Raw genomic sequence first — 26703 nt, forward strand, 5'->3', positions numbered from 1 at the left:
ATGGTATGTTCGGCCATTGTCCTCCTGCCGCTTGCGGCGGACAAGCAGAATTGGGTTGGACAGCCGGAAGCAATCAGCGCGCATGTCGGCGATGATCTCGCGGCAGTAGCTCACTGGCAGTTGGTCGTCGCAGCCGCTCACCCGGCCACCGACGGACCAGGCACCCGCCGTTCGTCCCCGACGCCGGACCTGTTCGGGCCGGCTTCCGGGCGGAAATCGCCGCCGGGCCGACCCTTGAACTCCCCGGCCGCTACCTAGAGGTGCTGGATGCCTGCCCGCTGCATGGCGTCCTTGTAGACCTCGACGTTCTTCGCCAGGAGTTCTTCCTGCTTGGCTGCCGAGACGGCGAACGCGCGGCCGCCGAGGGCGGTGGCCTTGTAGATCTTGACGCCGCGGTTCTTCAGTGAGGAGTGGTAGGTCTTCTCGAAGAGGGTGAGGAAGGCGTGGGCGTCGGCGCCGTGGGCGATGATGGCCGAGACGCGCTTGTTGATCTTCAGGAACTGGCGGAAAGGCCGCAGGCCGTCCGTTTTCTCCTGGACGTTCAGTGCGGAGGGGAGCTCGGGGTCGCGGACCCAAGGGTAGGCGTTCCACGGCATCACGTAGCGGGGGTCGAGTTCGACGGCCTCGTAGATGGAGGTGGCGCGGCGGGCGGCCTCGTCATCGTTGAAGTGGGAAACGAAGCCTGACTCGGTGCCCTTGCCGGGGGCGATGTGCAGGCTGACGATCCGGCATTCGTCCTCGTCATGGACTGGATCGATGTACGGGACGACCGACCCCGGCTTCTTTTCCATGAGTTCGTCGCAAAGCGCCGTTACCGCCGCGATGTTCGGTTCCTGCAGCAGGGTCTTCTTTTCGTCCCAGTCAATCGTCACGATTTCTCCCTCAGCGCTCGGCGTCCAGAATCAGGCGTCTGCTCCCACTCTACGCTTCCGGCGGAGGCGGCGTTTTTTGAGGGCGCCTGCGACGTTGCTTTTGCCAGCCCCAATGACCCCTGTGACCTGGCGGCTTAACGCGCCGCTGAGCCCCGCCGGCAAATTATCCGCAACCGGCCAGTTGGTCCCCTAGTGCCTTCGGGTTGCCCGGCGTAGGCTTAAAGCGCCTGCAGGTAGCCGTCAGATTACGTTGGGCCGTTCAGGACATTTAAGTGTCCGAGCCATCTCATAGCGAGATCGCGAAGGTACCTGCAGGCTTCACGTGCCCGCCAAGTCTGGCGGGACGCCGCAGCATCCGGCCAATCTGGTTCAGGCGCGGGGGACAAAAACGTAGTGGCGGAGTGCCGGCTAGCGGGAGGCACTATCTCAAGCACCGGCACAGGTCCATCATGAAGGGAGCAAGCCAGTGCGACGGGCTCCCTTGAGGACCAATGGCGAGCGTGCTGGCCGTGAACCTGAGGAGATTGTCGTGACCAGGATCCGCTCCGCTTCCCCGGACCGCCGTTCGCTTCTCAAGGCGGTGGGGATCGGAGCCGCTGGAATCGCGGGCGCTCCGCTGCTGGCCGGCTGCACTTCCCAAGGCGAGCCTCGTGGCGGTCCCGGCCAACCGAGTTCGACGGCGTCGTTACTCCCGGCGCCGGAGCCGCAGGTCAAACCCTTGCTGGACCAGCAGAAGTTCGACAATGCCTTGGCCAAGCTCGACGGGATGGTCCAGGGCGCCATGGAGAGCACCGGAGTTCCGGGGATCGCGGTGGCCGTGGTCTACCGGGATCAGACGGTGTACACGAAGGGCTTCGGGGTGCGGGAGTCCGGCAAGACAGAGACGGTCGACGCCGACACGGTCTTCCTGCTGGCGTCCGTGTCCAAACCGCTTGCCTCGACGGTGGCTGCGGGGGCCGTGGGCCGCAACGCCGTCCAATGGAAGGACCCGGTAATCAGCCACAGTCCGGACTTCTCCTTGAAGGACCCGTTCGTCACCCGGAATGCGACCATTGCGGACCTGTTGTCGCACCAGGGAGGCCTGCGGACCGGCTCGGGCGATCTGCTCGAAGACCTCGGATTCGACCAGCCGTACATCCTCAGCCACCTCAACCAGCAGCCGCTGGACTCGTTCCGGTCCAGCTACAACTACAGCAACTTCGGCTACACCGCAGGAGCACAGGCGGTCGCCGACGCCATGAAGATGTCCTGGGAGGACCTGGCCGACGAGATACTGTTCAAGCCGCTCAATATGACCGACAGCAGCTACCGCCACGCGGACTACCAAAAGGCGCCGAACAGGGCCCTCATTCATGTACCGGCCGGGGACAGGACCTGGGTGGCCAAATACAACCGCGACGCCGATGCGGAGGCCCCCGCCGGCGGCGCCAGCTCCTCGGTCCGGGACCTTGCCCGCTGGCTCCGGTTGCAGCTCGCCAGCGGCAGCTATGACGGCAAACAGGTCATCGCCGCGGAAGCCCTTGGGGTCACCCATGTCCCCCACGCAGTCTCGGGACCGCCCGCCACCCCGGGAGCCCGCACACGGTTCTACGGCCTGGGATGGAACGTCTCCTATGACGACCACGCCCGCCTCCAGCTCGGGCACTCCGGAGCCTTCAACCTTGGTACCGCGACCGCCGTCTCCATGCTCCCGGGAGAGCAGCTGGGGATCGTGGTTCTGACGAACGGCTGGCCCCAGGGCATTCCCGAGGCCATCTGCGCCGGCTTCCTGGACGTGGCTCAGAATGGAGAGCCCACCGTCGACTGGCTGAGTTTCACCGCCGGAGTATTCCAGCAGATCCACGAGTCGGAGAAGCCGAAAGTGGACTATTCCAAGACCCCTGACCGGACACAGCCGGCGCGGACCAACACCTTTTACACCGGCAGCTACACCAATTCCTACTACGGGCCGCTGACTGTCGCCGAGGAGGGAGGCGCGCTGGAATTCAAAATGGGTCCGGCCGACAAGACCACAACGTTCCGCCTTGCCCACTTTGACGGAGACACCTTCAGCTTCAACTCGATCGGGGAGAACGGCAACGGTCTGGCCGGGGCCATCTTCACCCCAGGTTCGGGCGGCACAGCCTCCAGCGTCAAACTCGACTTCTACGATGAGACCGGGCTGGGCACCTTCACCCGCAGCTGAGGCCGGGGTACTTCCGTAAGCTTCAAGGGAACAGCACCGCCCGACCCGAGGAACCCATTGCCGATCAACCGACAGACCCTCAAGGCCGACGGGTTCACCGGGTTCAGGATCCTTGCGGACCTTGACATCAACCGCATCCCGCAGAAAACCGGGATTTTCGCGGTACTGCGGCCCGAGGGGTTCCGGCCGCAGTACCTGGCCAAGAGCACGGCGGGCGTCTTCAAGAAGAAGGATCCCAGCCTGCGGGCGGATGCGCTCGCCGCCGAATGGGTCGACGACGCCGATGTCCTCTACATCGGGAAGGCCGGCCCCGGCAGCAAAGGCAACCGCGGGCTGCGCCGGCAGATCCAGGAGTTCGTCGACTTCGGCAAGGGCAAGCCGCCCGGCCACTGGGACGGCCGGCTGATCTGGCAGCTCGCCGGCGCGGGTTCCCTGATCGTCGCCTGGAAGGAACTGCCCGCCGAGCAGCTGACCGCCGCCGAAGCCGGATACCACGCCGGGTTCCGCGAAGAATACGGCCGGCTGCCCTTCGCCAACCTGGTGCAGTCCAGGGTCAAAGGCGGCTAGACGCCGCGGTGGGTGAACCGCCCCGCCACCAGTGTGGCTGCCACCGGCATCGCGGCGAACACGGCATCGGACACGGCAAGCGGGTCGCCGTCGAGCACCGCAAGGTCCGCCGGGTCGCCAACCCGGACGGTGCCCCGTCCCCTGGTTGAGGCCGTCAGCGCTTCCATCCGGGTGAGAGCCTGCTCCGGATGCCAGGGCGCGCGTCCGTCCCGGCCAGCCCGCGTGGTGGCCGCGGACATCGCCAGCCAGGGCTCAAGCGGGGACACCGGAGCATCGGAACCGAGCGCCAGCGTCGCCCCGGCGGCCAGCAGGGACCGCAGCGGGAAGGCCCGGGCGGTGCGGCCGGCCCAGTTCGAATCGGCGGCGTCCCGGTCATCGAGGGCATGTGCTGGCTGCACGCTCGCGGTCACGCCCAGCTCGCCAAAGCGCGGGAAGTCCCCGGTCCGGACAAACTGGGCATGCTCAATCCGTCCGCTGATCCCGGCGGCCTCGAACGCGTTCAGCGCCACCTCGTTGGCGCCGTCGCCGATCGCATGCACCGCCGGAACGAAGCCGGCGTCCCGCGCCCGGACCAGCAACGCCAGCAGTTCCCCCTCGCTCACGGTCAGCAGCCCCCGGCCGCCGTGCGGGTACGGGTCTACGCAGTACGCCGTGCGGGTGTTCAGCGCGCCGTCGATCAGCACCTTGAGCGGGCCCACCCGCAGCAGTCCCGCCCCGCCGTCGAGCAGCTGTCCCGTCCGCAGGCCGTCCGCGACGGCGCGGTCCAGGTGCTGTGGGTAGACGCCGGCGTCCACCCGGAATGAATCAAAGCCGCCGACGATGCGTCGCAGCCACACATCCCGGTTCCAGGTCATTTCAAAGTCGACAACCCCCACGATTCCGCGTGCCGCCGCCGTCTGTGCGGCGTCCCGCACCCAGCCGTCCAGCACGACGTCGGGGAGTTGGCCCAGCGTGCGGGTCAGGTCGAAGGCCGGCTCCTCACGCAGCAGCCCGCTCGCGTCCACCGGCACGCCGTAGCGTGCAGACGCCGCGGTGTTGAGCCAGACACAGTGCAGGTCGTGGCTGAGCAGCGCCGTCGGCAGTCCGCGGGTGACGCCGTCAAGCAGTTCCAGAGTCGGAGCATCGCCCCACAGGGCGTCCCGGAAGCCGACGCCCACCACCGGCAGCCCATCGTCCGGGTGCTCTGCCACAAAGGACCGGACGACGTCGGCCGCCGCCCGCGCCGAACCGGCGCCGGACAGGTCGATCCGATGGGCGGCGAGAGCCCACTGGGTCATGTGGACATGCTCATCCCAGAGCCCGGGGATGAGGTACCGCCCGTCGAGGTCGACAACGGGAACGCCCGCGGGCAAGCCGGCAGTATGCCCTGCAGGAGTGATCCGGGAGACCAGACCACCGCTGACGTGGACGTTGCGCAACGCGGCCTCACCGGCGAATCGAACGCTGGCGAGGACGAGGTCGGAAGCCGCAGTACCGGCAGGGGTCTCGGGCATAGTGAACAGGCTATGGGCAGGCCGTCCGGACAGCAATCCGGTAACATCCGGCCGCCCGCTGGCCCGGGACCGGCAGGGGCGCGAGCACGCCCGGCCGCGCGCTGGTCGAAAGGCCAATCCGGGACTTTTGCCCCTTGCCGGGATACCGGGTCCCGACCATGCTTGGGGTGGGGTGGTTCCTGCACGGACATTGGGGGATGAACCGCTTTCGCAGTACCGGTCTCGCTAAGAACCTTGGGGAAGGAAACGGCAATTTGCTCTTTCCGGCTTCAGCAGGAAAAGGCAGGAGACCACGTCCACATGATCACTCACCACGAAGCCTCCGAGGCTCGGTCAATGCTCCCGCGGTGGGGGAGCTCTGGGGCTCCGTGAGCCATTCTCATCACCGCTCCAGCTCGTACCACGCACACCCCTCTCACGGGGATCCGCGCATGAAAGTGCTCATCCGCATCGACGCCGTCGAAGAGTCCGCGAAAGTTGAGGTTCGGGGCGTCGTGACGAACGCCAATATCCGGGCCCTCTATGTCGTCTGCCGTCGCGTAGTCTCCAAGTTGCCAGGATATGAGGTCGTCGTTGATCTCGCCCACGCCATGGTGACGGCGGTCGCTTTTGATGAGCTCCAGGAGCATGCCCGCCAGTCAATTGTCTCCTCAGGCATCGACGGCTCGGTGACCCCCTGCCGCCTGCGGATCGTGGAACCTCCGGTCCTTCTCAGGCGCAAAGAGCACGTATGAAAGCCCTCGTCTACGGCGGGCCCGGCGAAACGACAGCGCCCCAGGGCGTGACCACCTCCTGAAAAGGGCCTTGTGAAAGGACGGCGGTCATGCGACCAGGCCGGATTGTCATGCTCGTGCTGGGCACTCTCAGCGCACTTTTCGGGCTGGGACTGCTCGCCGGCGCCGGTGCTGCGGGGTGGGCCAATTACCAGCAGCGCGACAACGGGTATTTCACGACGCCGTCGGCACGCTTCGCCGCGGACTCCTACGCCCTGACTTCTCCCCGCCTCGGCGTCATGACCCAAGACCGCTTCTCGGACACGGCATCCGTGAACGTGCCGGGCAGCATAGTGATCCGTGGCTCCGCCGCGGACCCTGCTAAGCAGATCTTCATCGGGATCGCGCCGCAGGCCGCGGTGGCGACCTACCTGGCCGACGTCCAGCACTCCGAGGTCACCGACGTCCGATTCTCTCCCTTCCGGGCACAGTACCTTGCTGTCCCAGGCTCCAGAACCCCGCCGCAGCCGGCCGACCAGGGTTTCTGGACGGCCGCAGCCGCCGGGCCCGGGGCCCAAGAACTCAGGTGGGACCTGCGGTCCGGCAACTGGGCCGTAGTAGTCATGAATGCCGACGCCAGCATGCCCGTTGCCGTTGATCTCCAAGCCGGGGCCCGCTCCGACCTGCTGTGGCCGATCTTTGTTGGCCTGCTCATCGCCGGATTACTGCTGCTGGCCGTCGGCGTGCCCCTGATCGTGGCCGGCGCCGCGGGGCTTGGGCCTGGCCTGCCCCGCCCGCCAGGGTCGCCGCCAGCCGGCCCGCGGCAGGCCGGGCAGCCCTACGGAGCGCCGGGCTACGGGCAGGCCTACGGTACGCAAACTTATGGCGTGCAGGGTTCAGGTGTTCAGCCACCCGCCGGGCCACCCTACGCCGGGCCACCCTACGCCGGGCCACCCTACGCCGGGTCACCCTACCTCGGGCAGCCAGTAGCCGGCCCGCCTGGCACCCGGCAGCCAGGGGCAGGGCCGCTTTCCATGCCCCAGCCGTATCCGGCCCAGCCCTATGCGGCGGCGGCGCCGCCAGGCGTGGGCGGCGTGGTGTATCCGGCACGAGTCAGTGGTTACCTGGATCCCGACCTGTCCCGCTGGCTGTGGCTGGTGAAATGGTTGCTGGCAATCCCGCACTTCATCATCCTGCTCTTCCTCTGGTTCGCCCTCATCGTGGTCACGATCGCGGCATGGTTCGCGATCCTGTTCACGGGCCGCTACCCGCGCTCGCTGTTCAACTTCAGCGTCGGGGTGATCCGCTGGAACTGGCGGGTGTCCTTCTACGCCTACGGTGCGTTGGGCACGGACCGGTACCCGCCCTTCACCCTCGCCCGCACCGACTACCCGGCCGACTTCGACGTCGACTATCCCGAGCGGCTGTCCCGGGGACTGGTATTGGTCAAGTCCTGGCTGCTGGCCATCCCCCACCTGCTCATCGTCGCCGTGCTGACCGGGACGGCACAGACATGGACAGTGCGCGACGGCGCTTGGGTGCAGGAGAGCGTCGGCATCTCGCTCCTGGGACTGCTGGTATTCATCGCCGGGGTCATCCTGCTCTTCACCGGGCAATACCGGCGGGGCCTCTTTGACTTGGTGCTGGGGCTTAACCGCTGGATCTATCGGGTGATCACCTACGTGGCGCTGATGCGGGACGAATACCGCGCCATTCCATCTGGACCTGGGGCCATTGGATCCGGGCGACGCCCGGAGGGTTCCAGTGGATCGCTCCGGGACAGGAGATCCCTCTGAACCGGATGGCTCCGCTCAGCCTGGGCCTGCCGCCCCGCCGCATCCGTAGCATTTCCGCCCCCTTGCCACCGCGCCCCGGCAAGAACATAGTTGAGGGAATTCACCACTCCGCGGCAGGAGGCAGGCGACGATGCTGAACAACGATGCGCCCGGTAAAGGCTTGCTGCACGGCAAGACCGCCCTGATCTACGGAGCGGGAGGCGCCATCGGCGGGGCCGTAGCCCGCGCCTTCGCGGCTGAGGGCGCCTTCGTTTACCTCGCCGGGCGCACCGAGTCGCGGCTGGAAAAAGTAGCCCACCAGATCCTCGAGGACGGCGGGCAGGCGGAAACCGCCGTCGTCGATGCCCTCAACGAGGATCAGGTGGACGAGTTTGTTGCCAGGGCGGCCAAGAAGAGCCGCCGGATCGACATATCCTTCAACGTCATCTCCTTTGGCGACATCCAGCAGCCGCTACTGGAAATCGACGTGGATGACTTCACCCGGCCGGTGACCCTCGCAACCCGAACCCACTTCCTCACCACCCGCGCCGCGGCGACGCAGATGATCAAGCAGCGGTCCGGCGTCGTGCTGATGTTCGGCGGTTCCGGTCCGCAGACCCTGCCGGGACTGGGCGGCTTCAAGGTTGCCCTCGACGCGATGGAGGGGCTGCGGCGGCAGTGGGCGATCGAGCTGGGAACGTACGGCATCCGCGTGGTCACCATGGTCACCGGCGGCATCATCGAGACAATCCCCTGGCAGGCCGAAGGGCGGGAGGAGATCGTCGCGGAGATCGCGAAGACCGCGCACCTGAACCGGACGGCTACGCTGGCCGACGTCGGGAACGTGGCCTGTTTCATCGCCTCGGACAAGGCCGGGGCCATCACCGACGCCACGGTCAATATCTCCGCCGGCGCGATCGTCGACTACTAGCTAGGCGCCCCCGGGGAGGGTGCCCCCTGCTGGCCGACTACCGCCGGGGGACGGCGGGCGGGCGGGGGCAGAACCGGCTACTCGACCGTGACTTTGATCCGCTGCACGGCGTTGTTGCCCATCCCCTGGTAGTTCCACACCTGTTCCAGGGGTTGCGTCGCACCGCTGGTGTCCGTGGCGCGGCAGGACAGCTCGTGTTCGCCCCGGTCGGCCACCCACGGCATCGACCAGGCGCACCAGGCAAAGGGTGCCGCCGGGTGCTCCAGCTGGGCCGGTGCCCACTTGCCGTCAATCCCCACTTCGACGCGCTGCACGGCACCCTGCCCGGACCAGGCCCGGCCGCTCAACATCACGGGGCCCGCGGGCAGGACCCTGCCCCGGGTGAAGAAGTCCGGAACCCCCGGCGGGACCATCAGCGAGCGGACCCTCGCCCACGTGACCGGGATGCCGGGGTCGTTCGCATCCTGCTGGTAGCGGTATGCCACCTGCTGCTGGAACCCGTCGAAAGGCCTGGTCAGCACCTTGATCGAGGAGAGCCACTTGACGCTGGCCATGCCGTACCAGCCGGGCACCACCAGGCGGAGCGGGTAGCCGTGCTGCGGGGGCAGTTCCATTCCGTTCATTCGGTACGCCAGGACGACGTCGGGCCGCAGCGCCTCGCCGATTGGCAGGCTCCGCGCGTATTGCTGCCGGACGCCGCCCTGGATCCCGGTGTCAGCGCCGGTAAACACGACCTCCGCGGCCTCGTCCAGCACGCCGGCCTGGGTCAGCAGGTACGCCAGCGGGACGCCGGTCCAGATGGCGGTACCAACGCCCTCGAGCCGCCAGGGCTGGCTCAGCGGCCGGGGCCGCAAGAGGGAGCGCCCGTTCCCGGCGCATTCCAATGTCACCGGGACGGCGATGGTCGGCGCCCGGCGGAGCGCCCGGAGGCTTAGCTCCAGCGACCGCTCCACGGCTCCGCCGATCCGAAGGTGCCAGTGCTCCCCGTCGATGAACGGGATGTCGAAATGGTTCAACAGGTAGTGCAGCCCGGGCGGTGTGATGTCATACCGCAGCGCTTCCAGGGGCATCGAGTGGTTCCGGACGGCGAGCTGGAGTTCCTCGGCCGTTAGCGGCCCATGGCTCGGGTCGCCGGGATGCGGCGCGAGCCTCTCGGCGGGGGGGCGGGGGGTCTTCAGGATGGAGGAGTGTCTGGACATTTGCTTCGGCATGGCGTGCTGCGATTCTGATCCGGACCAGCCCGGTTATGGCCGGTGCCACCTGCATTCAGGTCTACGCCGCGGCCCGGAGTGCGTCAAGGCTGCGATACTCCGGCCGGCCCGGACCGTCCGGCGGTCTTCTGGTCCGTGGCCGACTCCACCAGCGGAGCCACTTTTAAGGTCTCCTGCACGGGAGCCGTGGGGATGGGCAGGTCGCGAACGGACACTGTGACGGCCGGGGCGGCTTCCGCCTTTGCCCGGGCGGCCGCGCGGGCGTCCGCCCGGTCGACGGCGGCGGCCCAATCGGCCGATAGTTGCGGGGTTTCCTTCCGGCTGGGCTTGACCGGCGTGGGACGTTTCGACGGCCGGGGGGCAGTGGACGGGAAGGCGTTGTCCGCGGCGTCGCTCGGCGCCGCTGGTGAGGTCGAGGGGGCTGGTGTGGCGGGCCGGGCGGCTGCGGTGACCGTACCCGCAACGCGGGCCACGCCGCCGGCGATGGCCACAACGGTGACGGCCGCCAGGCGTCCTATGCCGGCAATCACCAGGGTGGCGACGAAGACGGCGAAGAGGCCGAGGAACATCACGAACGCCACCCCGAGGGTCCCGAAGAAGGTCAGGTTTAGCGCGATGGTCGTCGGATCTTCCACTTCACCTCTCCAATCTGGCCTGCAGCATCGTGCCCGTCGTAAAGTTCGTGGCGGGCAGCGGCACCCGTTAACCATACGGACTTTTCTCAACGGACACACAGGGGTCACCGGTTTCCGCCAAGACGTGTCAAAGCTGTTATGGAGCCTGCGGCCGGATCAGCTGGCGGGGCTTGCGTCTATAGTCGGAACAACGACCCGCCGGCACCGTCCGGCCTACCGGAAGGACGCTCGTGACGCAGGCCGCTTCGTCCACTCCCGGTCCGGCTGGCCCCCCGGACCGTCCCCCGTTTGAGGGGAACTGCCCGTGTCTTTCGGGGGAGCAGTACGGTGATTGCTGCGGCCGGTTCCACCGCGGGGAGGCGCAGGCCCCGACGGCGGAACAGCTCATGCGTTCCCGGTACAGCGCCTTCGTCGTTCTGGACACCGCATACCTGCTGCGGACCTGGCATCCGGATACCCGCCCGGCCGGGCTCACGCTGGACGACGCGATGCGGTGGCGTCGGCTGGACATCGTCTCCACCAGCCGCGGCGGCCCTTTGGACCGGGACGGAACCGTGGAGTTCAAGGCGCACTTCCGGCACGGCCGCGAACGCGGCGTCCACCACGAAACAAGCCGTTTCCTGCGGGTGGACCGCCGCTGGTACTACCTCGACGCCCTCCGGGCGGCCTGAGTTAACGGCGCCGGTGCTCGCCGGATCAAGGATCATCAGGGCGCCGGGCACCGTGCCGGGCACCCTGCACGCCCGGGCGGTTTGCCAAGACCCGCCTAGTGGTCTTGGCCCCTGTCCGCCGGAGTGAAGCCCGCCCGGTCCACCTTGCGGTGGAAGTGCATGCCGGCAAGCCCGCCCAGCACGGCGCCGATCAAGGCCACCACGGCAATCACGACGGCGGCGATGATGCTCATGGTGCTGAGCTGGCCCTCGTTGACCGGGATCCTCGGGAAGCTGTTCAGATTGGCCAGGATATTGAATTGCTGGCCCGCCACGAGACCGAGAATCGCCACAACGACGGCGGCGATGATGGCCCAGACCCACACCATGAAGCCCTGCTTGGCCCCGTTGAAACGAGCCATCCGCCCGGCGACGTAGCCGCCGCAGTAGTAGGCCACGAACAGGACGACGAGCAGAGCGATGACGCCGACGAGTCCCACGGTCTCATTGCCGCCGCTGACCGCTTCGTTGACGTCGGTGTTGGTGGCGAGTCCGACGGCCGTTCCGGCCGCGGCGACCAGTGCTGTCAGCAGCACCGCCGTGCCGGTGGCGGCCAGCCACCCGAAGAAGGCGGAACCGATTTGGATGCCGCCGAACTGCTCCTTTTCGCGGGCCACCACGGTCTCCCTCGTGGGCCCGCTGCTGACGGCGTCCTGCCGCTCTGTGTCCTGCCGCTCTGTGTCCTGCCGCGCGGTGTCCTGCCGCTCTGCGGCCTCGCGTGCGTCGTGAATCCGGGCGTCTTGGGAGGGCGTCCGGTCCTCGCCGCGACGGGGGGTTCGATCTTCGGGGCCTACTGTGCTGCTCATGAGGACTGCTCGCTTTCACTGACTGACCCGGATTCATGGTTTGAACCGGCACCGCAAGGCGGAGACCGGGGTAGTGGTCTCACGTCCACCTAACCACGCCGAAAAGCCGGTTAGCAAGGGTGCTTACCATCCCGCCGGGCCGGTGGCACGGTGCCTCCCGGCCCGCATCACCGGTAGTTCCGGTGCAGGTTCTCCTTCTCCGAGGCGCGCGGGCTGGCGTCCGCAATCCACGGGCCGGTCCCCTCGGACTGGTCCAGCACCCCGGCCTCGAGCCAGACGTACTCGCCGTCGAGCACCTTGCGGGAGAGGATGTGGTCGCCGTCGTCCGTGTTCCGCCACAGCTGGTCAAAGTATTCGTCCACCCGCACCCTTGCCTGCTCGCAATACGCCTCGGCGAGCTCGAAGGCCGACGCGGCCCGTTCCGGCGCGGTGCGCAGCAGCATCTCCGCCCGTGAGCAGCAGGCAGCCATCGCGAACAGCTCGGCCCCGATATCCACGATCCGGCCCAGGAATGCCTGCTTGTGCTCGAGCCTGGCCTGCCAGCGGCCCATCCCGTAGAAGGTCTGCCGGGCCAGCCGCCGGGAGGATCGCTCCACGAAGCGCAGCTGCTTTGCCAGCCGGCCGAAGTCGCTATAGGACCGCGGATCCATGCCGGCTCCGGCCACGAGCTTGGGCAGCCACTTTGCATAGAATCCGGAGGCGCCGACGGCGGCCTTTGCCTTGTCCGACAGGGTTGCATCGACCGACGCGAGGTCACCGGCCACCGCCAGGTGCGCGTCTACGGCTTCACGGGCGATCAGCAGCCGCATGATTTCCGAGGAGCCCTCAAAGATCCTGTTGATCCGGAGGTCCCGGACCTGCTGTTCGGCCGGCACGGCGCGCTCGCCGCGGGCCGCGAGCGATTCGGCTGTCTCGAAGCCGCGGCCGCCACGGATCTGCACCAGTTCGTCTGCAACCCGGCAGCTGATTTCGGTGCACCACAGCTTGGCAAGGGCGGCCTCGATCCGGACGTCCTTTTGCCCGGCATCGGCCATCTCGGCGCTCAGCTCGAAAACGGCGTCCAGGGCGAAGGCGCTGGCGGCGATAAACGCGATCTTCTTGCCCACCGCCTCGTGCTGGCCGACGGGCCGGCCCCACTGGGTGCGGGCGTTGGACCATTCGCGGGCGATCTTCAGGCTCCAGCGTCCGGAGGCGACGCAGAGGGCAGGAATCGAGAGCCGGCCGGTATTCAACGTGGTGAGGGCGATCTTCAACCCCTGGCCCTCGCGTCCCAACCGGTTGGCCGCCGGGACACGGACCTGGTGGAAGCGCGTCACGCCGTTCTCGATGCCGCGCAGCCCCATGAAGGCGTTGCGGTTTTCCACGGTGATGCCGGGGGAATCCATCTCCACCACGAAGGCGCTGATGCCGCCTTTGTGGGCCGTGCCGTCGGCGTCGGTGTGGGCCGGGACGAGCGCCATGACGACGACGAGTTCGGCGATCACGCCGTTGGTGGTCCAGAGTTTCACGCCGTCCAGCAGGTACGACTCACCGTCGTCCGAGGGGAGGGCGGTGCTGCCCATCCTTGCCGGGTCGCTGCCGACGTCGGGTTCGGTCAGGAGGAACGCGGTGATGGCGCCGGCGGCGCAGCGCGGCAGGTACTTCTCCTTCTGTTCGGGTGTGCCGAACACCTTCACCGGCTCCGGGACGCCGATGGACTGGTGGGCGGAGAGCAGGGCGCCAAGGCTGGGATGCACCGAGCCCAGCAGCGCCAGCGCACGGCCGTAGTAGACGAGGGAGAGGCCCAAGCCGCCGTAGTCGCGGGGGATCTTCATGCCGAAGACCCCGAGCTCGGCGAGGCCCTTGAGGTACTCGTCGGGGATCAGCGCATTACGCTCGATTTCGCGCCCTGACATCGTCCGGCAGTAGGCGGTCAGACGGGCCAGGAACGCCTCGCCGCGTTCGACGTCGTCCGCGGGCGCTTCGGGCCAGGGGTGGATCAGGCTCAGATCAAAGCTGCCGAGGTAAAGTCCCTTGGCGAAACTGGGCCTGTCCCAGCTGGTCTCACGGGCGGCTTCGGCGATGGCCCGCGCGTCGGCCGCGGTGGCCGCCGGCCCGATCGCATGTGCACGGACCGGCATATCGGCGGCGGGACTGTCGGTGGCGGGACCCGTGCGGGGAACTTCAGTTCCGGGATTTTCAGCGGCTGGATTTTCGACGGCGGAGCTCATCGGGCATCTCCTCATAACCGGGGCGACCGGCTCGAGCGCTGGATCCGCCGTGGGTGGAGGACCCTTCAGCTGTCCCGCAATACTACCCGCGGGTAAGTTCCCGTACTAGGGGCCGATTGCCCTACGAAGTCAGCCGCGAAATCGCCGGGCAGCTCCGCGGGCAGCTCCACCGCGGATGCATGGTGGACCAGCCGGTCCCACGTGTAGTTGAGGCCGCGGACGAGTCCCAGCAGGAGGATTGCCGAGATGAGCCAGACGAGGCGCCCGACGCCGGTAAGCACCAGGGCGGCCAGGGCCGCCGTCATCACGAACAGTGTGAGCACCAAAGCAAACACGAGCGTTCCAATGAACACCAGGGTTGCCGCTTCCACTGCGCTTAGGTCGAACTGCATTCTTCCTCCTGCACCATTGCTTCGGCTGAATCAGTAGCCTGAGCGTAGGGTGCAGGAGGTGCGGGCAACCAGAGTCCCGAGGGATGTCCTGGCTGTTGATATGGGATTGAAATGCTACCCGGGCGTAGGTCACGGAGCGCTTGCGAACGCGCACCGTCCGCGCTGGGGGACCCGTGCGGCGGGGTCAGTCGTCGAACTCGGGTGCGTCCTGGCGCAGGACCTGGAAGTCCGCGCCGACCTGCACCTCGACCTGGGAGCCGTCCGGTAGGCGGACCTCCACCTCGTAGGCGGCGCCGCCCTCGTTCTCCCGTTCCACTTCACTCACGGTACCCTGGCCTACCCTGGCGAGGGCGGCGTTCGCGGCCTGGTCCCGGTCAGCGGCGTTAAGGGCCGGCAGGTTGGAATCGTCGTCGTCGGGGCCGTCTACCGTTGCCACCTGGAATGAACGATCCACTTCGACCTCGACCGTGGTGCCGTCCGGACGCTGGACGTCAACCTCGTAGGCGCCGTCGTCGGTCTCCGCCTTGAGTACGGTTCCACCGCCGGCTTTCGCGAGAGCGGCATCGCTGGCCTGCTGCAATTCGGTTCCGCTCAGGGCCTGGTCATCGGCGGCCAACGTGCTGGCGGCCACCGCCACCGTCGCCCCGCCCAGGACTACGGCCGCCGCCGCCACCCCGGTGATCAGCATCGTTTTCTTGCGCATGAAAATCTCCTCTGATGTGTGGTGTACATAGTGTGCTCCTGAACTCAAAAGCAGACAATGCAAAATGCAAAGCCGGGGCCTGCGTTAACCTTGTAGCTGGCAGTTTTGCGAATCCGCTGCCCATCCCCCACCCCCGAGGCAGCTGAAGGAGAGTGCGTGTCCCGCTCCGCCCTGTCGTCGGCCGACGCCATCAGCGCCCGTCTCCGCGACCTCGAGCTCCTCACCAAGGGCCCGGCGTGGGCGCTCACCCGCTCCGCGCCATGGGTGATTGCCGTGCTTCAGGCCTCCTTCTCGCGCACCCGCCCGCAGCTTCCGCTGGAGCAGTTCCATGCCGACGTCGACGCCTTCCTGGAACAGCTCCGCCGGCAGGCTCCCGGCACGGGAGAGCAGCAGAGCGGATCCGCCAACGGCGCGCTGTCCGGAAAAAAATACGCCGACGAATGGACCCGGAAGAACTTCCTGACCCGGCGCAACCAGTCCGGGCAGATCGTCTATGAAGTCACCGAACCGGCCGCGCGCGTCCTCGCTTTCCTGGACAGCCTCTCCAGCGAACGTTCCACCCTTAACGGGTCCCGGCTCGGGACGCTGCTGGGCGACGTCGAAAAGCTCGCCCATGAGACGAACCCGGACCAGAGCGCCCGCCTGGAGTCCCTCGAGGAGGAGATCGGCGAACGGCGCCAGCTGATCGAGGACATCAGCTCCGGGGACTTCGACGGCCTGCTCGAGGACGACGAGGCCGTGGAGGCCGCCGGTAACATCCTGGACCTCGCGGCCAGCCTGCCTGCCGATTACAAGAAAATGCGCGACCGGATCGAAGAGCTGGTCGGGGAGCTCCGCAACCAGATCATCGAGGAGTCACTGAGCAAGGGCGCCACCATGGCTCAAGTGCTGGAGGCGGACAAACGGCTCCGGCAGAGCCCCGAGGGCAGGACGTTCCGGTCCTTCACCGCATTCCTGGAGGACCCGCAGCAGCAGCTGCGTTTCCGCTCGGCGATCGGCGAGGTGCTCAGCCGGCAGTTCGCCGACGATCTCAGCCACGAGGAACGCGAGACGCTGAAAAACCTCGTGGTCGAGCTCCGCACCCAGCACAGCCAGATCCAGCGGATTTACGGCAAGCTCAGCGAAAGCCTCAACACCTACGTCCAGAGCGATGACTTCCGCCAGTCGGTCCGGCTCCGGAAGGTCCTGCGCGAAGCAGAGCAAGCGATCCGCTCCCTGCCGTACGAGCGCGAACGGCCCGGCCTGGTCCGCGGTCCGGTGCTGTTCAACGCAGGCTTCGAATCCCTCGCCATGGTCAAGCTCTTCGACCCGGACGAGTTCGCGGCCCCGCCAAAGCTCGCGGACCCCATCTCGTTCAGCGACTCGGACCGGGTACGCTCGCCACGGACGGGGAAAGCCGACCCGGCGGCAATCCGGGCCGCGTTCGCGGGCGCCTCCACCCTGGCCGGGGCCTGGGCCCAGCTGCCGGCCGAGGAACGGCACATCAACTCCATCCGCGCCCTGCTCTCCCACGCGCTCCACGAGGGCGCCGGCTTCGACCGCGACGCCTGGAACACCCTCGACTTCGAACAGATCGACGGCTCCACGCGTACCGCGTACCTGCCCCTGGTCACGCTCACGAAAGATTGAAGATGACTGACGACATCACGACGACGGCGGCGGGCACGCCCGACGAGGGTTCCGGCGATCACATCCACGCCGATCCCTTCACCGTCGCCCCACGGGACTCCTTCGTGGACGGCGCTGCCCTGTTCCCCGGCGACACCGGCGTGCTCCCGATGAAGGTCCGCCAGGCCCTCGTGAAACTCCTCAAAGGCCCGTACGTGGACGGCGGCCGGGACGAAAAACTGTGGACCACGCTGCTCGATAACCAGCTGATCCTGCGCAGCCGCTTGTCCGAGCTGTTCCTCACGCTGCAGCTGGATCACGAACGGAAGGTGGCCGTGCTCCGCCCGGTCGACCCCGAGGCGATCGGCGGCAGCACCCGCTCCAGCATCCTGCGCCAGCAGCGCGCCCTGAGCCGGATCGAAACAATCGTGCTGCTCCGGCTCCGCCTGCTGCTGGACCGCCACGTCACCGCCCAGACGGACCCCACCGTCACCCGCGAGGAAATCGGCGAACTCGTCGCCCATTACCAGCCGGCCGGGCAGCAGGACGCCCTGCGCGATTCCGACGTCGTCAACCGCGCCATCACCAAGCTCCTGGCCCGCCAACTCCTCCTCACCACCGGCCTGGACGAGGTCTACACCATCTCCAACGCCCTCCCCCTGGCCCTCCCCTTCGAAAACATCGGCGACATCCCCGCCCAAATCGACGCCCTGATAGCAGCCGCCACCGACGAGTCAGGAACAGAACCGCTGCTGGAACTGGACGGCACTCCTCTGGCCGGGTCTGCTGCCGAGGATGACGGCGACGAAACAGACGGCGGCGACGAACCGGAAGGTGACGCGCTAAACGACGACGACGGCGATGCCGCCCAGGGAGTGGCATCTAAGGGACCGGACGAGGGGCCCGATGCGAGCTTGCGAGCATTGGGAAGTCCGGGGCCGCTATCGGAGCCGCGCGCTGAGCTGATCGAAGATCAGCGGCGCGGCGAAGGGGCGGGGGCGGCATCGCCGTCGTCGTCTCCCAAGCCAACCACTGAGGAAGCGGCGGCCGCCAAGTGAGCATCGCAACCATGCTCCCGCTCGGCGAGCTCACGAACCCAGGCCAGATGCGCCTCGCCCTGGTCCAGGTGGTCAACTGGGGCACATTCCATGGCGCGCATACGATGCACGTGGACCGCAACGGTACCCTGCTGACCGGCAATTCCGGCGTCGGCAAGTCCACCCTGTTCGACGCGATGCTCCGGGTCTTCGACGCGCGGCCGCGCTCCAACGAGGCCGCGGCCCAGCGGGCCGGCGGAGCCGTGGAGGACAAACGGACCACGTTCACGTACATGCGCGGGAAGGTGGGGGACAAGGCCGTCGGCGAGGGCTCGGCCAGCGCCTTCCAGCGTCCCGGCGCCACCTGGTCCGCCGTCGCACTGACCTTCGATAACGCCGCCGGCACCCGGGTGACGGTCTCGGCCCTGTTCGACCTGCCGAAGAACGGCACGGAGTCCAGCGTCGGGCGGTACTACCTGATCGACAACAAGCCGCTGGATCTGACCGCCATCGAGGGCATCGCGGAGAAGCGGTTCACCAGGCCGGCCCTGGACGCGATCTTCCCGGACGCGCAGATCTTCGACGTGCACAAGGCGTTCGCGGAACGCTTCCGGCGGCTGCTGGGCATCAATTCGGACCAGGCCCTTCCGCTGCTGCGCGTCATCCAGGCCGGCAAGGGCCTCGGCGGCAAGCGTCAACACCTTCTTCCGCGACCAGGTCCTGGACGCCCCCGCGACGCTGTCCGCCGCGGACGACGTCGTCGAGGAATTCAGCAACCTGATGTCCATCCGGCAGCGCCTTGAGGACATCCGGCAGCAACGCGACCAGCTGGCTCCGGTGCCCGCGCTGAACAAGGAGTACGCCCAGGCCCTGCTCGACGCGAACCGGCTGCGGGACCTCGCCGGCGAGGAATTCGAGGCCTACAAGCAGCAGTTGGCGGTCACCGTGCATGCGAAGACCCTCGCCCGGCTCAAGGACCTGGCCCAGGCGAAGGCGAAGGAGCTGGCTGCCGAACGGGGCATCCGGGACGGCCTGGCCAAGGCGTTGCGCGAGCTCGAAGCGGACTACAACAACCAGGGCGGCAACGCGATCTCCGCGATCGAGCAGTCGCTGGAGAATGCAGGCGTGGGGCTCAAGCTCCGCCAGCAGGTGGAGGAATCGGCGCGCAAGGCGCTGTCCGACGCCGGCCTGGAACTGGAGTGGACGGCGGCCGGCTGGAAGCAGGCCCACGCGCACGCGGCCACCCGCTCGGCGGAGCTGGCAGACGACTCGGAAGCGCTCAAGGAGCTGCGCTTCGAGGCCTTCGACGGCCACGCCACCAAAAAACGCGAGTTAGCAGCGGCCCAGCAGGAGCTCGTCTCGCTGAAGACGCGCAAGTCCCTGCTGCCGCCGTCGAGCATTGAAAACCGGAGCGCCATAGCGGCCGCCACGGGGGTCGCCGAAGAGAACATGCCGTTCGGCGGCGAGCTGATCGATCTCGCCGAGGGGCAGGAGCAGTGGCGGCCCGCCGCCGAGCGCGCGCTGCGCAGCCTCGCCACCACGCTGCTGGTCCCGGGCGAGCATTTCGCCGCCGTCACCCGATACCTCAACGATAATTCCGTCCGGGGCGCCCTGCGCGCGGTGGACGCCTCGAAACCGCTCGCGGGCGGCGCGCTGGCCGTGGAGGACGCGGCCCCCACCGATCTGCTGCGCAAGCTGGACATTCTCGCCGTTGGCCCGGCCTCGGCGGCCGGCGAGTGGATCCGCGAACGGATCGCCCTGGAGTTTGCCTACCCGTGCGTCGAGGATCCGGATGAGCTCGCCCGGCTGGACAAGGGCCTAAGCCTGGGCGGTGTGGTCAAGCGCAACCGCCACACCGTGGAAAAGGACGACCGCTTCACGTCCCGTCAGGACTATGTCCTCGGGTTCGACAATGCCGCCAAACTTGAACTGGTGGCCGGACAGGTCGAGGACCTGCAGCAGGAACTCGCCAAGGCCGCCGAATTGGCGCAAAGCCGCGAGGAATCGCACCAGGGGATGACCCGGCAGCTCGAGGCCTTGCGCCGGGTAGCCGAGGACCACCGCACGTGGGAGCAGGTCTCGGCCGCCGTGGCCGCGGACGAACCCGCCCGGATCGGGCAGCGGCTCAAGGATGCCCTCGCGGCGCAGGCCGACCTGGAGCCCCTGCGCGGCAATATCGAAGCCGCGCGGCACAAGCACCAGTCCAGCACCGAGGCCGCGGCTGTGCTGCAGAGCGAATACAAGGCCCTCGATTCGCGGCTCACGGCTGCCGATGCGCTGCTGGATGCCGCACGCCGCCGGTTGGAGCAGGCGCCGCCGTCGGACGCCACGGTGGCCGCGCTGGAACCGTACTTCGCTGGCTTCGGCGACGTCCTGGAGATGCACGAGCTGGACAATCTCGCCAACCAGGTGCGGACCCGGCTCCTTGCCGAACTACACGCCGCGGAGTCCGGCGGACAGGCCACTTCGGAGCGGCTCACCCGCATCTTCGAGGGCTTCGTCCGCGAATGGGGCACGGCGATCTCCGCGGACCACGGAACGTCCATCGGCGCCGCGGGGGAGTTCGAGTCCCGCTACCACGCGATCGTCAGCGACGGGCTGCCCGCGCAGGAGTCCGAGTTCCGCCAGTTCTTCAACCAGCGCACGCATGAGTCCTTCAGCACCCTGCTGCATCTGCTGGACGAGGAGCGCCGTTCCATCAGCAGCCGCATCCTGCCGCTCAACGGGATCCTGTCCGGGGTGAACTTCCACGAGGGCAGTTTCCTGGAACTCGACATCAAGCAGACCCTTCCCGCCACGGCCAAGCAGTTCAAGGACGCCATCCAGAACGCGCTCAAAGTCCGCCACTCGCGTCCGGGGAAGGCCGCTGCCCCGGCTTCCGGGGCGGACACCGACGGCGACGCCGAGCTCGGCAGCCGTTACAAGTCGCTCGAAACGCTGGTGAAGCGGCTGGGCTCGCAGACTCCGGAGGACCGCCGGTGGCGTGCCGAGGTGCTGGATGTCCGCGGACACCTTTTCATCCAGTGCAAGGAGCACCGCGAGCTGCAGGTCAGCGGCGCCAAGGGTCCGGCGAAGGGCTCCAGGAAAACCGAGGTGTTCATGCATGCCGACACCGGTTCGATGTCAGGCGGTGAGCGCCAGCGTTTCACCGCGTTCATCATGGCGGCCGCGCTGAGCTACCAGCTGGGCATCGCCGAACAGGGCTTCACCACCTACGGGACCGTGATGATGGACGAGGCCTTTGTCCTCGCGTCCGAGGAGTTCGCCGGTGCCGGTATCAAGGCGCTGCACGAGTTCGGCTTCCAGCTGCTGCTGGCTGCCCCGGAGAACGTGATTGACCTGTCCCGGCACCTCGGCTCGGTCACGGAGATCCTGCGGGACAAGCGCACCAACCGCTCCGGGGTGCTTACCGCTCCTGTGATCGGTCCGCGCGGAGGGGCCAAGGGAAGCTGGCGTTCCGAGGCAAACCCGGTGGACATCGTCCTCCGCTGACCTGATCCGCCCTGGGTATCGAGTGTTATCTGCTTTCTGACGAAAAATATAACAAATCGATGGATTTACTGGTGAAGCTCTGGTGCGGCTGCGCAGGGGCGTGCGACTCTTTTGAACATCAACTCCTCGCCCGCGCTTCACCCGGGGTCATCACGGAACTCTCCGTCCGCGATGCACAAGCTTCCCACCCCGCCGAGCTTGAGGGCGCCCTCAAGAAAGGCATCCCATGCGCTCTTCGCATCGCGCACCCTTCGTCGCCGCCCTCGCAACTGCCGCAACCCTTGCCGTGACCGGCTGCGGGGCGGCCTCGGGCGAAAATGCGTCGCCCGCGGCCGCCGCCAGCCCGCCCGGATCGGCGAGTGCCGCGTCTGCCCCGGGTACGGCCGCCCCCGCCACCGCAGGCCCCGCCACCGCAGGCCCCGCCGCGACGAGCCCGACGGCGGCGGCCGGCGAACCGCCGTCGTCCGCTCCCGCTCCGAACGGCCTGGTGACGTACACTTTTCCGGACGGTCACGTGTCCTTCAAGCACCCGGCTGACTGGCGGGTGGAGCTTTTCGATGCGGGAGGCTCGCCCTTCGTGGGAACGGCCACTGTTTATGACGCCGCCGGAACCAGGCAAGCCACGGTGTACTCCGGGCAGATTGCCGACGGGGTGACGAGCCCCGTGACCAGGACGGTCTTCGAATCTGTGCCCGTTCCGGGACTGCAGGGCCAGCCTGCGCCGGCGGCCCGGTACTCGTTTTACGTGGACCGGGTCAATGACCTTGCGACGTACCGCATGCACCTGACGGCCGGCGCTCCGATTCCCGGCGCGGAGATGGCACTCGACGGCATCATCCGCACGGCGCACGGCGTTCTGGTGGCCGACGTCCACTTCATCGAAAAGCCCTTCGCCAGTGACGCGGCGGCCAAGTCTTGGCTGGCAGGCGCCGAGGGGCAGGCCCTCAAGGCGCTGCTGCTGAGCGTCTCCTACCGCTGACCGCCGCCGGCTGGGCTTGTCGGAACTGCACGCGACGAGCCCGGCCGGCCGGGCTGCCTGCCCGGGTGGCGCGGAAAGCCGGTTGCCCGAAGAACGGCACTCGTGCCGATCGAAACAATTACGTTACGAGATCCTTCCTTAATCTACAGAAGGATAGGCTAGCCTTACTTGGGTTCGCATCATTGACCTAAGGATCTTCATGACCACCCCTGTTTACACGGGCCCTGCCGGCTGCCTCCGCCCGCCGCGGCGTATTGGGCGAAGCCCGAAAGAGTGCCGCCGCCAAGACGGCCGCCGTGCTGGCCGCCGCCGTCCTCACGCTCAGCGCCTGCTCCACCGGTCCGGCCGCCTCCGCACCGGCCGGTTCCGCCGCGCAGACGGCCAGTTCGGAATTCCCCGTGACCATCAAGCACGTTTTCGGCGAAACCACCGTCCCGGAACAGCCCAAGCGCGTCGTCACTGTTTCCTGGGTTAACGACGATGTTGCGATCGCCCTCGGCGTCGTCCCGGTGGGCCTCCCGAAGAACGAGTGGGGCGGCAACGATCTTGGTTCCACGCCGTGGAAGGATGCCGCGCTCGAAAAGCTCGGCGCGGGCTTCGGCTCGGACGCGGCTCCGGTCCAGTTCTCCGAGGCAGACGGCGTCAACTTCACCGAAATCGCCAAGCTCAACCCCGATGTCATCCTGGGCGCTTACTCCGGCCTGAAAGAAGAGGACTACAAGAAACTCAGTGAAATCGCCCCGGTGGTCGCGTACCCGGACATCGCGTACGGCACACCCTGGCAGGAAACGACCAGCATGATCGGTACCGCCCTCGGCAAGGAAGCGGAGGCCACGAAGCTGATCGCCGACACCGAAGCCACCATCAAGGACAAGGTTTCCGCGTACCCGCAGCTGGCCGGCAAGACCTACATCTACGGCAACCTGGAGCCCGCCAAGAGCGACGGCGTCAATGTCTACACTGCCAACGACAACCGGCCCCGCTTCCTCGACTCTCTCGGCATGAAGCTTGCACCGGTCGTTGAAGAGAATTCCAAGGGCTCCGCGGAGTTCTTCATCCCCTGGTCCGCGGAGAAGGCCAACGAGCTCGAGTCCGACATCTTTGTGACCTGGGTCCCGGACGCCGGCACCGTCGGCTCCATCCAGGCCGACCCGCTGCTGGGCCAGATCCCCGCCATCAAGAGCGGCGCCCTCGTGGCCGACTCGGACAACACGCTCACGCTGTCCATCTCCGCCTCCTCGCCGCTGAGCCTGCCGTGGTCCCTGGACACCTTCCTGCCGCAACTGGCCAGCGCGGCCGACAAAGCAGCGAAGTAGCCACCGCACCCATGAATCCAAGAACGACGACGGCGGCCCTGCCCGCCCTGGCCGCACCCGCAGCCGCCGCGGTTGGCGGGCGGGGTCGTCCGGCCGCCAACCGCAGCAGCCGTCCCGCTTGGCTGCTGGCCGCCGTCGTCGTCCTGGTTCTAGTGACCGCCGCGTCCCTGGCGGTCGGAGCCCGCGGCCTGGCACCGGACATCGTGTGGCAGGCGCTGACGCGGTTCGACCCGGCCAACGGCGACCACGCCGTGGTGCACGCGCGCCTCCCGCGGACCGTCCTGGGCCTGCTCGCCGGGGCTGCGCTGGGACTGGCAGGAGCCGCCATGCAGGGCGTCGCCCGGAATCCCCTGGCGGATCCGGGCATCATGGGTGTCAATGCCGGCGCCGCGTTGGCCGTTGTCACCGGTATCTACGTGTTCGGCATTTCCTCGCTGACGGGCTACATCTGGTTCGCGTTCATCGGTGCCGCGGCCGCTGCCGCCGTCGTCTACCTCATCGCTTCGCTCGGCAGGGACGGCGCGACACCGGTAAAGCTCGCCCTCGCCGGCGCCGCGTTGAGTGCGGGACTCTTCTCGCTGATGAACGTCATCCTGGTCTCCAGCCAGGACACGCTGGACCGATTCCGGTTCTGGCAGGTGGGCGGTATCGCGGGCCGTGACTGGTCGGTGGTGCTTCCGGGTGTGCCGTTCCTGATGCTCGGCGCGGGGATTGTGCTCGCCACCGGGCGGATCCTGAACAGCCTGGCCCTGGGCGACGATATTGCCCGCGGCCTGGGCCAGCGGGTGGGCGTAGTCCGCGGGGTCACCGCGCTGGGGATTGTCCTGCTGTGCGGCTCGGCAACCGCGCTGGCGGGGCCCATCGGGTTCGTGGGCCTCGTCATTCCGCACGCGGTACGCTTCCTGAGCGGCCCGGACTACCGCTGGATCCTGCCGCTGTCGATGATCCTGGCCCCGGCGCTGCTGCTGGCGGCCGACGTGGCAGGCCGCGTGATCCTGCTCCCGGGTGAGGTTCCCGCCGGAATCATGACTGCCCTCGTGGGCGGGCCCGTGTTCGTGTGGCTGGTCCGGCGCGGGAAGGGGGCCGGCCTGTGAAGACCGTATCCGGCACCACGCCCCCCGTCCCGGTCGCTACCTCCGCCGGGATGACAATTCGCGGCAGTGCCGCGCGCCGGCATTGGCGTTATCTGTCAGCTCGCGGCGCCTTCCGCAGCCGCACGGCCGTGCTGGCGCTCGCCGTCGTGGTCCTCTTCGCCGCGGGCGTTCTGCTGGGCAGTTACACCGTCACCCTCCACGACTTCTTCCGGATTCTCACCGCCCACTTCACCGGCGGACCCAAGATCCCCGGCGCAAGCTTCATCGTGATGGAGAACAAGCTGCCGCGGGCGGTGACCGGGGCGCTGATCGGCGCCGCCTTCGGCCTCTCCGGCGGACTGTTCCAGACGATGCTGCGCAACCCCCTGGCCAGCCCCGACGTGATCGGCATCAGCTACGGGGCAAGCGCCGCCGCCGTCACCGCAATCGTGCTCTTCGGGGCCTCCGGTGCCGTCGTATCCGGCGCCGCCCTGGCCGGTGCGCTCGGCGTTGCCGCGCTCATCTACGGCATTTCCCGCGGCGGGCGTCTGGGCTCCGGCGTGGTCTCCGGGGGGCGGGGTGATGCTGCCGGCAGCCGGCTGATTCTGGCCGGGATCGGGATTGCCGCCGCGCTCCAGGCCGTGGTCAGCTTCCTGATGACCCGGGCGGACATCCGCACGGCCGCCGACGCGCTGATCTGGCTTAACGGCTCGCTGAACGCCGCGAGCTGGGACCGGGCCGGGGTCCTCGGGCTGGCGTTGCTCGTCCTGGTCCCGGCCGTGGCGTTCCTTGCCGGGCGGCTGCGGATCCTTGAACTCGGCGACGATGCCGCCGCGGGCCTCGGCGTGCGGGTCGGGAGTACCCGCCTGGCCGTCGTGATCACCGCCGTCGCCCTCGCTGCGGCGGCGACGGCGGCAGCCGGCCCGGTGGCCTTCGTCGCCTTCCTCGCGGGGCCGATCGCCCGGCGCTTTGTCCGCCAAGCCAGCCTCCCGGCGGCCGCCTTGACCGGGGCGCTGATCGTCCTCGCTGCGGATTTTCTTGCCGTCAACATCGCCCCGCTGCTGCTTGACGGCACCGTCCTGCCGGTCGGCGTGGTCACGGGTGCGCTCGGCGCGCCCTTCCTGCTCTGGCTGCTGGTCAGCTCCAACCGAAAGGACGCCTGAAATGGCAGTCTTGCACACCGCCGGCCTGACACTCACGTACGGTCAACGCACTGTCATCGAGGGGCTGACCGCCGAGATCCCGCCGGGCAAAATCACCATGATCGTCGGCGCCAACGCCTGCGGGAAATCCACGTTGCTGCGAGGCCTGTCCCGGTTGCTCAAGCCCGCCTCCGGCACGGTGACGCTGGACGGCACGGACATCCATGCCCGGCCCGCCCGCCAGCTCGCGCGCAGCCTGGGGCTGCTCCCGCAGCATCCGACGGCGCCGGACGGCATCACGGTCCGCGACCTCGTGGGCCGCGGCCGCTATCCGCATCAGGGCTTCTTCCGGTCCTGGTCCGTGGAGGACGAATGCGCCGTGCAGCGAGCCCTGGCCGCGACCGACATCCTGGAGCTCGCCGACCGGAACGTGGATGAGCTCTCCGGCGGGCAGCGCCAGCGCGTGTGGATCGCGATGGCGCTCGCCCAGGAAACCGAGGTGCTGCTCCTGGACGAGCCGACCACCTACCTGGATCTCGCCCACCAGGTGGAGGTCCTGGACCTCATCACCGATCTCAACCGTGAGCGCGGCACCACCGTGGTGATCGTGCTGCACGACCTCAACCTCGCCGCCCGGTACGCGGACCATGTCATCGCCATGAAGAGTGGACGGATCGTGGCCGAAGGCGCCGCCCGCGAGGTGGTCACCGAAAACATGGTGAAGGACGTCTTCGGCCTGGACTGCCGGGTGGCCCCGGACCCGGTCTCCGGAGCGCCACTGATCATCCCGCTGGGCCGCCACCACGCCTATTCCACCCCCGCCGCAACAACGTCCCTGGAGCTGATCTCATGA

At 68.0% G+C, this 26703-nt stretch carries 20 protein-coding genes and 2 pseudogenes; 14 read left to right on the top strand and 8 right to left on the bottom strand.

From position 1 onward, the window contains the following. Positions 1 to 254: 254 nt before the first annotated feature. Positions 255 to 872 (bottom strand): uracil-DNA glycosylase, encoded by a 618-nt coding sequence (locus QFZ69_RS22065; RefSeq protein WP_306914549.1) that lies wholly within the window; start codon positions 870 to 872, stop codon positions 255 to 257. A 529-nt stretch (positions 873 to 1401) separates the two neighbouring features. On the opposite strand from QFZ69_RS22065, the gene QFZ69_RS22070 reads away from it, so the two are divergent. Both QFZ69_RS22070 and QFZ69_RS22075 read left to right on the top strand, forming a co-directional pair. After that, on the top strand, positions 1402 to 3057 hold the full coding sequence (locus QFZ69_RS22070; protein WP_307000437.1) for a serine hydrolase: 1656 nt from the start codon (positions 1402 to 1404) through the stop codon (positions 3055 to 3057). Between the two features lie 57 nt (positions 3058 to 3114). Further along, positions 3115 to 3624, top strand: a complete 510-nt coding sequence (locus QFZ69_RS22075) for a hypothetical protein (protein WP_306914551.1) — start codon at positions 3115 to 3117, stop codon at positions 3622 to 3624. Here the strand turns inward: QFZ69_RS22075 and QFZ69_RS22080 are convergent. Further along, positions 3621 to 5117, bottom strand: a complete 1497-nt coding sequence (locus QFZ69_RS22080; protein WP_306914552.1) for an amidohydrolase — start codon at positions 5115 to 5117, stop codon at positions 3621 to 3623. The two genes, QFZ69_RS22075 and QFZ69_RS22080, sit on opposite strands and share 4 nt — an antisense overlap. Before the next feature lie 431 nt (positions 5118 to 5548). Here QFZ69_RS22080 and QFZ69_RS22085 point away from each other — a divergent pair, with 431 nt between their 5' ends. The 3 genes from QFZ69_RS22085 (at position 5549) to QFZ69_RS22095 (ending at position 8536) form a co-directional block, all read left to right on the top strand. After that, the gene (locus QFZ69_RS22085) at positions 5549 to 5851 is read left to right on the top strand and encodes a hypothetical protein (RefSeq protein ID WP_306914553.1); all 303 of its coding nucleotides are present in this window, start codon (positions 5549 to 5551) and stop codon (positions 5849 to 5851) included. An 89-nt stretch (positions 5852 to 5940) separates the two neighbouring features. Further along, positions 5941 to 7626 (top strand): DUF4389 domain-containing protein, encoded by a 1686-nt coding sequence (locus QFZ69_RS22090; protein ID WP_307000439.1) that lies wholly within the window; start codon positions 5941 to 5943, stop codon positions 7624 to 7626. Positions 7627 to 7756: 130 nt separating this feature from the next. Further along, positions 7757 to 8536, top strand: coding sequence for an SDR family NAD(P)-dependent oxidoreductase (locus tag QFZ69_RS22095; RefSeq protein WP_306914555.1), 780 nt, complete (start codon positions 7757 to 7759; stop codon positions 8534 to 8536). A 77-nt stretch (positions 8537 to 8613) separates the two neighbouring features. Here QFZ69_RS22095 and QFZ69_RS22100 read toward each other — a convergent pair whose 3' ends face one another. Both QFZ69_RS22100 and QFZ69_RS22105 read right to left on the bottom strand, forming a co-directional pair. Continuing rightward, a complete protein-coding gene (locus QFZ69_RS22100) occupies positions 8614 to 9735 on the bottom strand; it encodes a sulfite oxidase (RefSeq protein WP_306914556.1) in 1122 nt (373 codons plus the stop codon). Between the two features lie 95 nt (positions 9736 to 9830). Next, positions 9831 to 10382, bottom strand: a complete 552-nt coding sequence (locus QFZ69_RS22105) for a hypothetical protein (RefSeq protein WP_306914557.1) — start codon at positions 10380 to 10382, stop codon at positions 9831 to 9833. A 230-nt stretch (positions 10383 to 10612) separates the two neighbouring features. Between QFZ69_RS22105 and QFZ69_RS22110 the strand changes: the two genes are divergently transcribed. Then, complete coding sequence (locus QFZ69_RS22110; RefSeq protein ID WP_306914558.1) at positions 10613 to 11053, top strand: YchJ family protein; 441 nt, start codon at positions 10613 to 10615, stop codon at positions 11051 to 11053. A 95-nt stretch (positions 11054 to 11148) separates the two neighbouring features. Here QFZ69_RS22110 and QFZ69_RS22115 read toward each other — a convergent pair whose 3' ends face one another. The 4 genes from QFZ69_RS22115 to QFZ69_RS22130 all read right to left on the bottom strand — a co-directional run bounded on the left by QFZ69_RS22115 (position 11149) and on the right by QFZ69_RS22130 (position 15203). Beyond that, positions 11149 to 11898, bottom strand: a complete 750-nt coding sequence (locus tag QFZ69_RS22115; protein ID WP_306914559.1) for a hypothetical protein — start codon at positions 11896 to 11898, stop codon at positions 11149 to 11151. A 167-nt stretch (positions 11899 to 12065) separates the two neighbouring features. Beyond that, positions 12066 to 14018 carry an acyl-CoA dehydrogenase family protein gene (locus QFZ69_RS22120; protein ID WP_306919540.1) on the bottom strand — a complete coding sequence of 651 codons (1953 nt, stop codon included), beginning with the start codon at positions 14016 to 14018 and terminating at the stop codon, positions 12066 to 12068. A gap of 155 nt (positions 14019 to 14173) precedes the next feature. Then, a complete protein-coding gene (locus QFZ69_RS22125) occupies positions 14174 to 14500 on the bottom strand; it encodes a hypothetical protein (protein ID WP_306914560.1) in 327 nt (108 codons plus the stop codon). A gap of 184 nt (positions 14501 to 14684) precedes the next feature. Beyond that, positions 14685 to 15203, bottom strand: a complete 519-nt coding sequence (locus tag QFZ69_RS22130) for a PepSY domain-containing protein (protein ID WP_306914562.1) — start codon at positions 15201 to 15203, stop codon at positions 14685 to 14687. Between the two features lie 156 nt (positions 15204 to 15359). On the opposite strand from QFZ69_RS22130, the gene QFZ69_RS22135 reads away from it, so the two are divergent. The 8 genes and pseudogenes from QFZ69_RS22135 (at position 15360) to QFZ69_RS22170 (ending at position 26703) form a co-directional block, all read left to right on the top strand. Then, the gene (locus tag QFZ69_RS22135) at positions 15360 to 16832 is read left to right on the top strand and encodes a DUF3375 family protein (RefSeq protein ID WP_306914563.1); all 1473 of its coding nucleotides are present in this window, start codon (positions 15360 to 15362) and stop codon (positions 16830 to 16832) included. A gap of 2 nt (positions 16833 to 16834) precedes the next feature. Continuing rightward, positions 16835 to 17638, top strand: a pseudogene (locus tag QFZ69_RS22140) (DUF4194 domain-containing protein); the annotation flags it as partial. Between the two features lie 227 nt (positions 17639 to 17865). Continuing rightward, positions 17866 to 21340: pseudogene (locus QFZ69_RS22145) on the top strand (ATP-binding protein). Positions 21341 to 21566: 226 nt separating this feature from the next. After that, positions 21567 to 22319 carry a hypothetical protein gene (locus tag QFZ69_RS22150; RefSeq protein WP_306914568.1) on the top strand — a complete coding sequence of 251 codons (753 nt, stop codon included), beginning with the start codon at positions 21567 to 21569 and terminating at the stop codon, positions 22317 to 22319. Positions 22320 to 22573: 254 nt separating this feature from the next. Next, entirely contained in the window at positions 22574 to 23635 is a 1062-nt protein-coding gene (locus tag QFZ69_RS22155; protein ID WP_307000440.1) for an iron-siderophore ABC transporter substrate-binding protein, read from the top strand. Positions 23636 to 23646: 11 nt separating this feature from the next. Continuing rightward, a complete protein-coding gene (locus QFZ69_RS22160) occupies positions 23647 to 24729 on the top strand; it encodes an iron ABC transporter permease (RefSeq protein WP_306914572.1) in 1083 nt (360 codons plus the stop codon). A gap of 50 nt (positions 24730 to 24779) precedes the next feature. Then, positions 24780 to 25871, top strand: coding sequence for a FecCD family ABC transporter permease (locus tag QFZ69_RS22165; protein ID WP_373461920.1), 1092 nt, complete (start codon positions 24780 to 24782; stop codon positions 25869 to 25871). A gap of 1 nt (position 25872) precedes the next feature. Further along, complete coding sequence (locus tag QFZ69_RS22170) at positions 25873 to 26703, top strand: ABC transporter ATP-binding protein (protein ID WP_306914576.1); 831 nt, start codon at positions 25873 to 25875, stop codon at positions 26701 to 26703.

It is taken from the genome of Arthrobacter sp. V1I7 (genome assembly GCF_030817015.1).
In the GTDB taxonomy this organism is placed as follows: domain Bacteria; phylum Actinomycetota; class Actinomycetes; order Actinomycetales; family Micrococcaceae; genus Arthrobacter.

Coding starts and splice junctions, on each gene's coding strand:
- QFZ69_RS22150 (WP_306914568.1), top strand. CDS start 21,567: ATGCGCTCTTCGCATCGCGCACCCTTCGTCGCCGCCCTCGCAACTGCC.
- QFZ69_RS22125 (WP_306914560.1), bottom strand. CDS start 14,500: ATGCAGTTCGACCTAAGCGCAGTGGAAGCGGCAACCCTGGTGTTCATT.
- QFZ69_RS22120 (WP_306919540.1), bottom strand. CDS start 14,018: ATGCCGGTCCGTGCACATGCGATCGGGCCGGCGGCCACCGCGGCCGAC.
- QFZ69_RS22115 (WP_306914559.1), bottom strand. CDS start 11,898: ATGAGCAGCACAGTAGGCCCCGAAGATCGAACCCCCCGTCGCGGCGAG.
- QFZ69_RS22165 (WP_373461920.1), top strand. CDS start 24,780: ATGACAATTCGCGGCAGTGCCGCGCGCCGGCATTGGCGTTATCTGTCA.
- QFZ69_RS22080 (WP_306914552.1), bottom strand. CDS start 5,117: ATGCCCGAGACCCCTGCCGGTACTGCGGCTTCCGACCTCGTCCTCGCC.
- QFZ69_RS22095 (WP_306914555.1), top strand. CDS start 7,757: ATGCTGAACAACGATGCGCCCGGTAAAGGCTTGCTGCACGGCAAGACC.
- QFZ69_RS22160 (WP_306914572.1), top strand. CDS start 23,647: ATGAATCCAAGAACGACGACGGCGGCCCTGCCCGCCCTGGCCGCACCC.
- QFZ69_RS22090 (WP_307000439.1), top strand. CDS start 5,941: ATGCGACCAGGCCGGATTGTCATGCTCGTGCTGGGCACTCTCAGCGCA.
- QFZ69_RS22130 (WP_306914562.1), bottom strand. CDS start 15,203: ATGCGCAAGAAAACGATGCTGATCACCGGGGTGGCGGCGGCGGCCGTA.
- QFZ69_RS22170 (WP_306914576.1), top strand. CDS start 25,873: ATGGCAGTCTTGCACACCGCCGGCCTGACACTCACGTACGGTCAACGC.
- QFZ69_RS22100 (WP_306914556.1), bottom strand. CDS start 9,735: ATGTCCAGACACTCCTCCATCCTGAAGACCCCCCGCCCCCCCGCCGAG.
- QFZ69_RS22085 (WP_306914553.1), top strand. CDS start 5,549: ATGAAAGTGCTCATCCGCATCGACGCCGTCGAAGAGTCCGCGAAAGTT.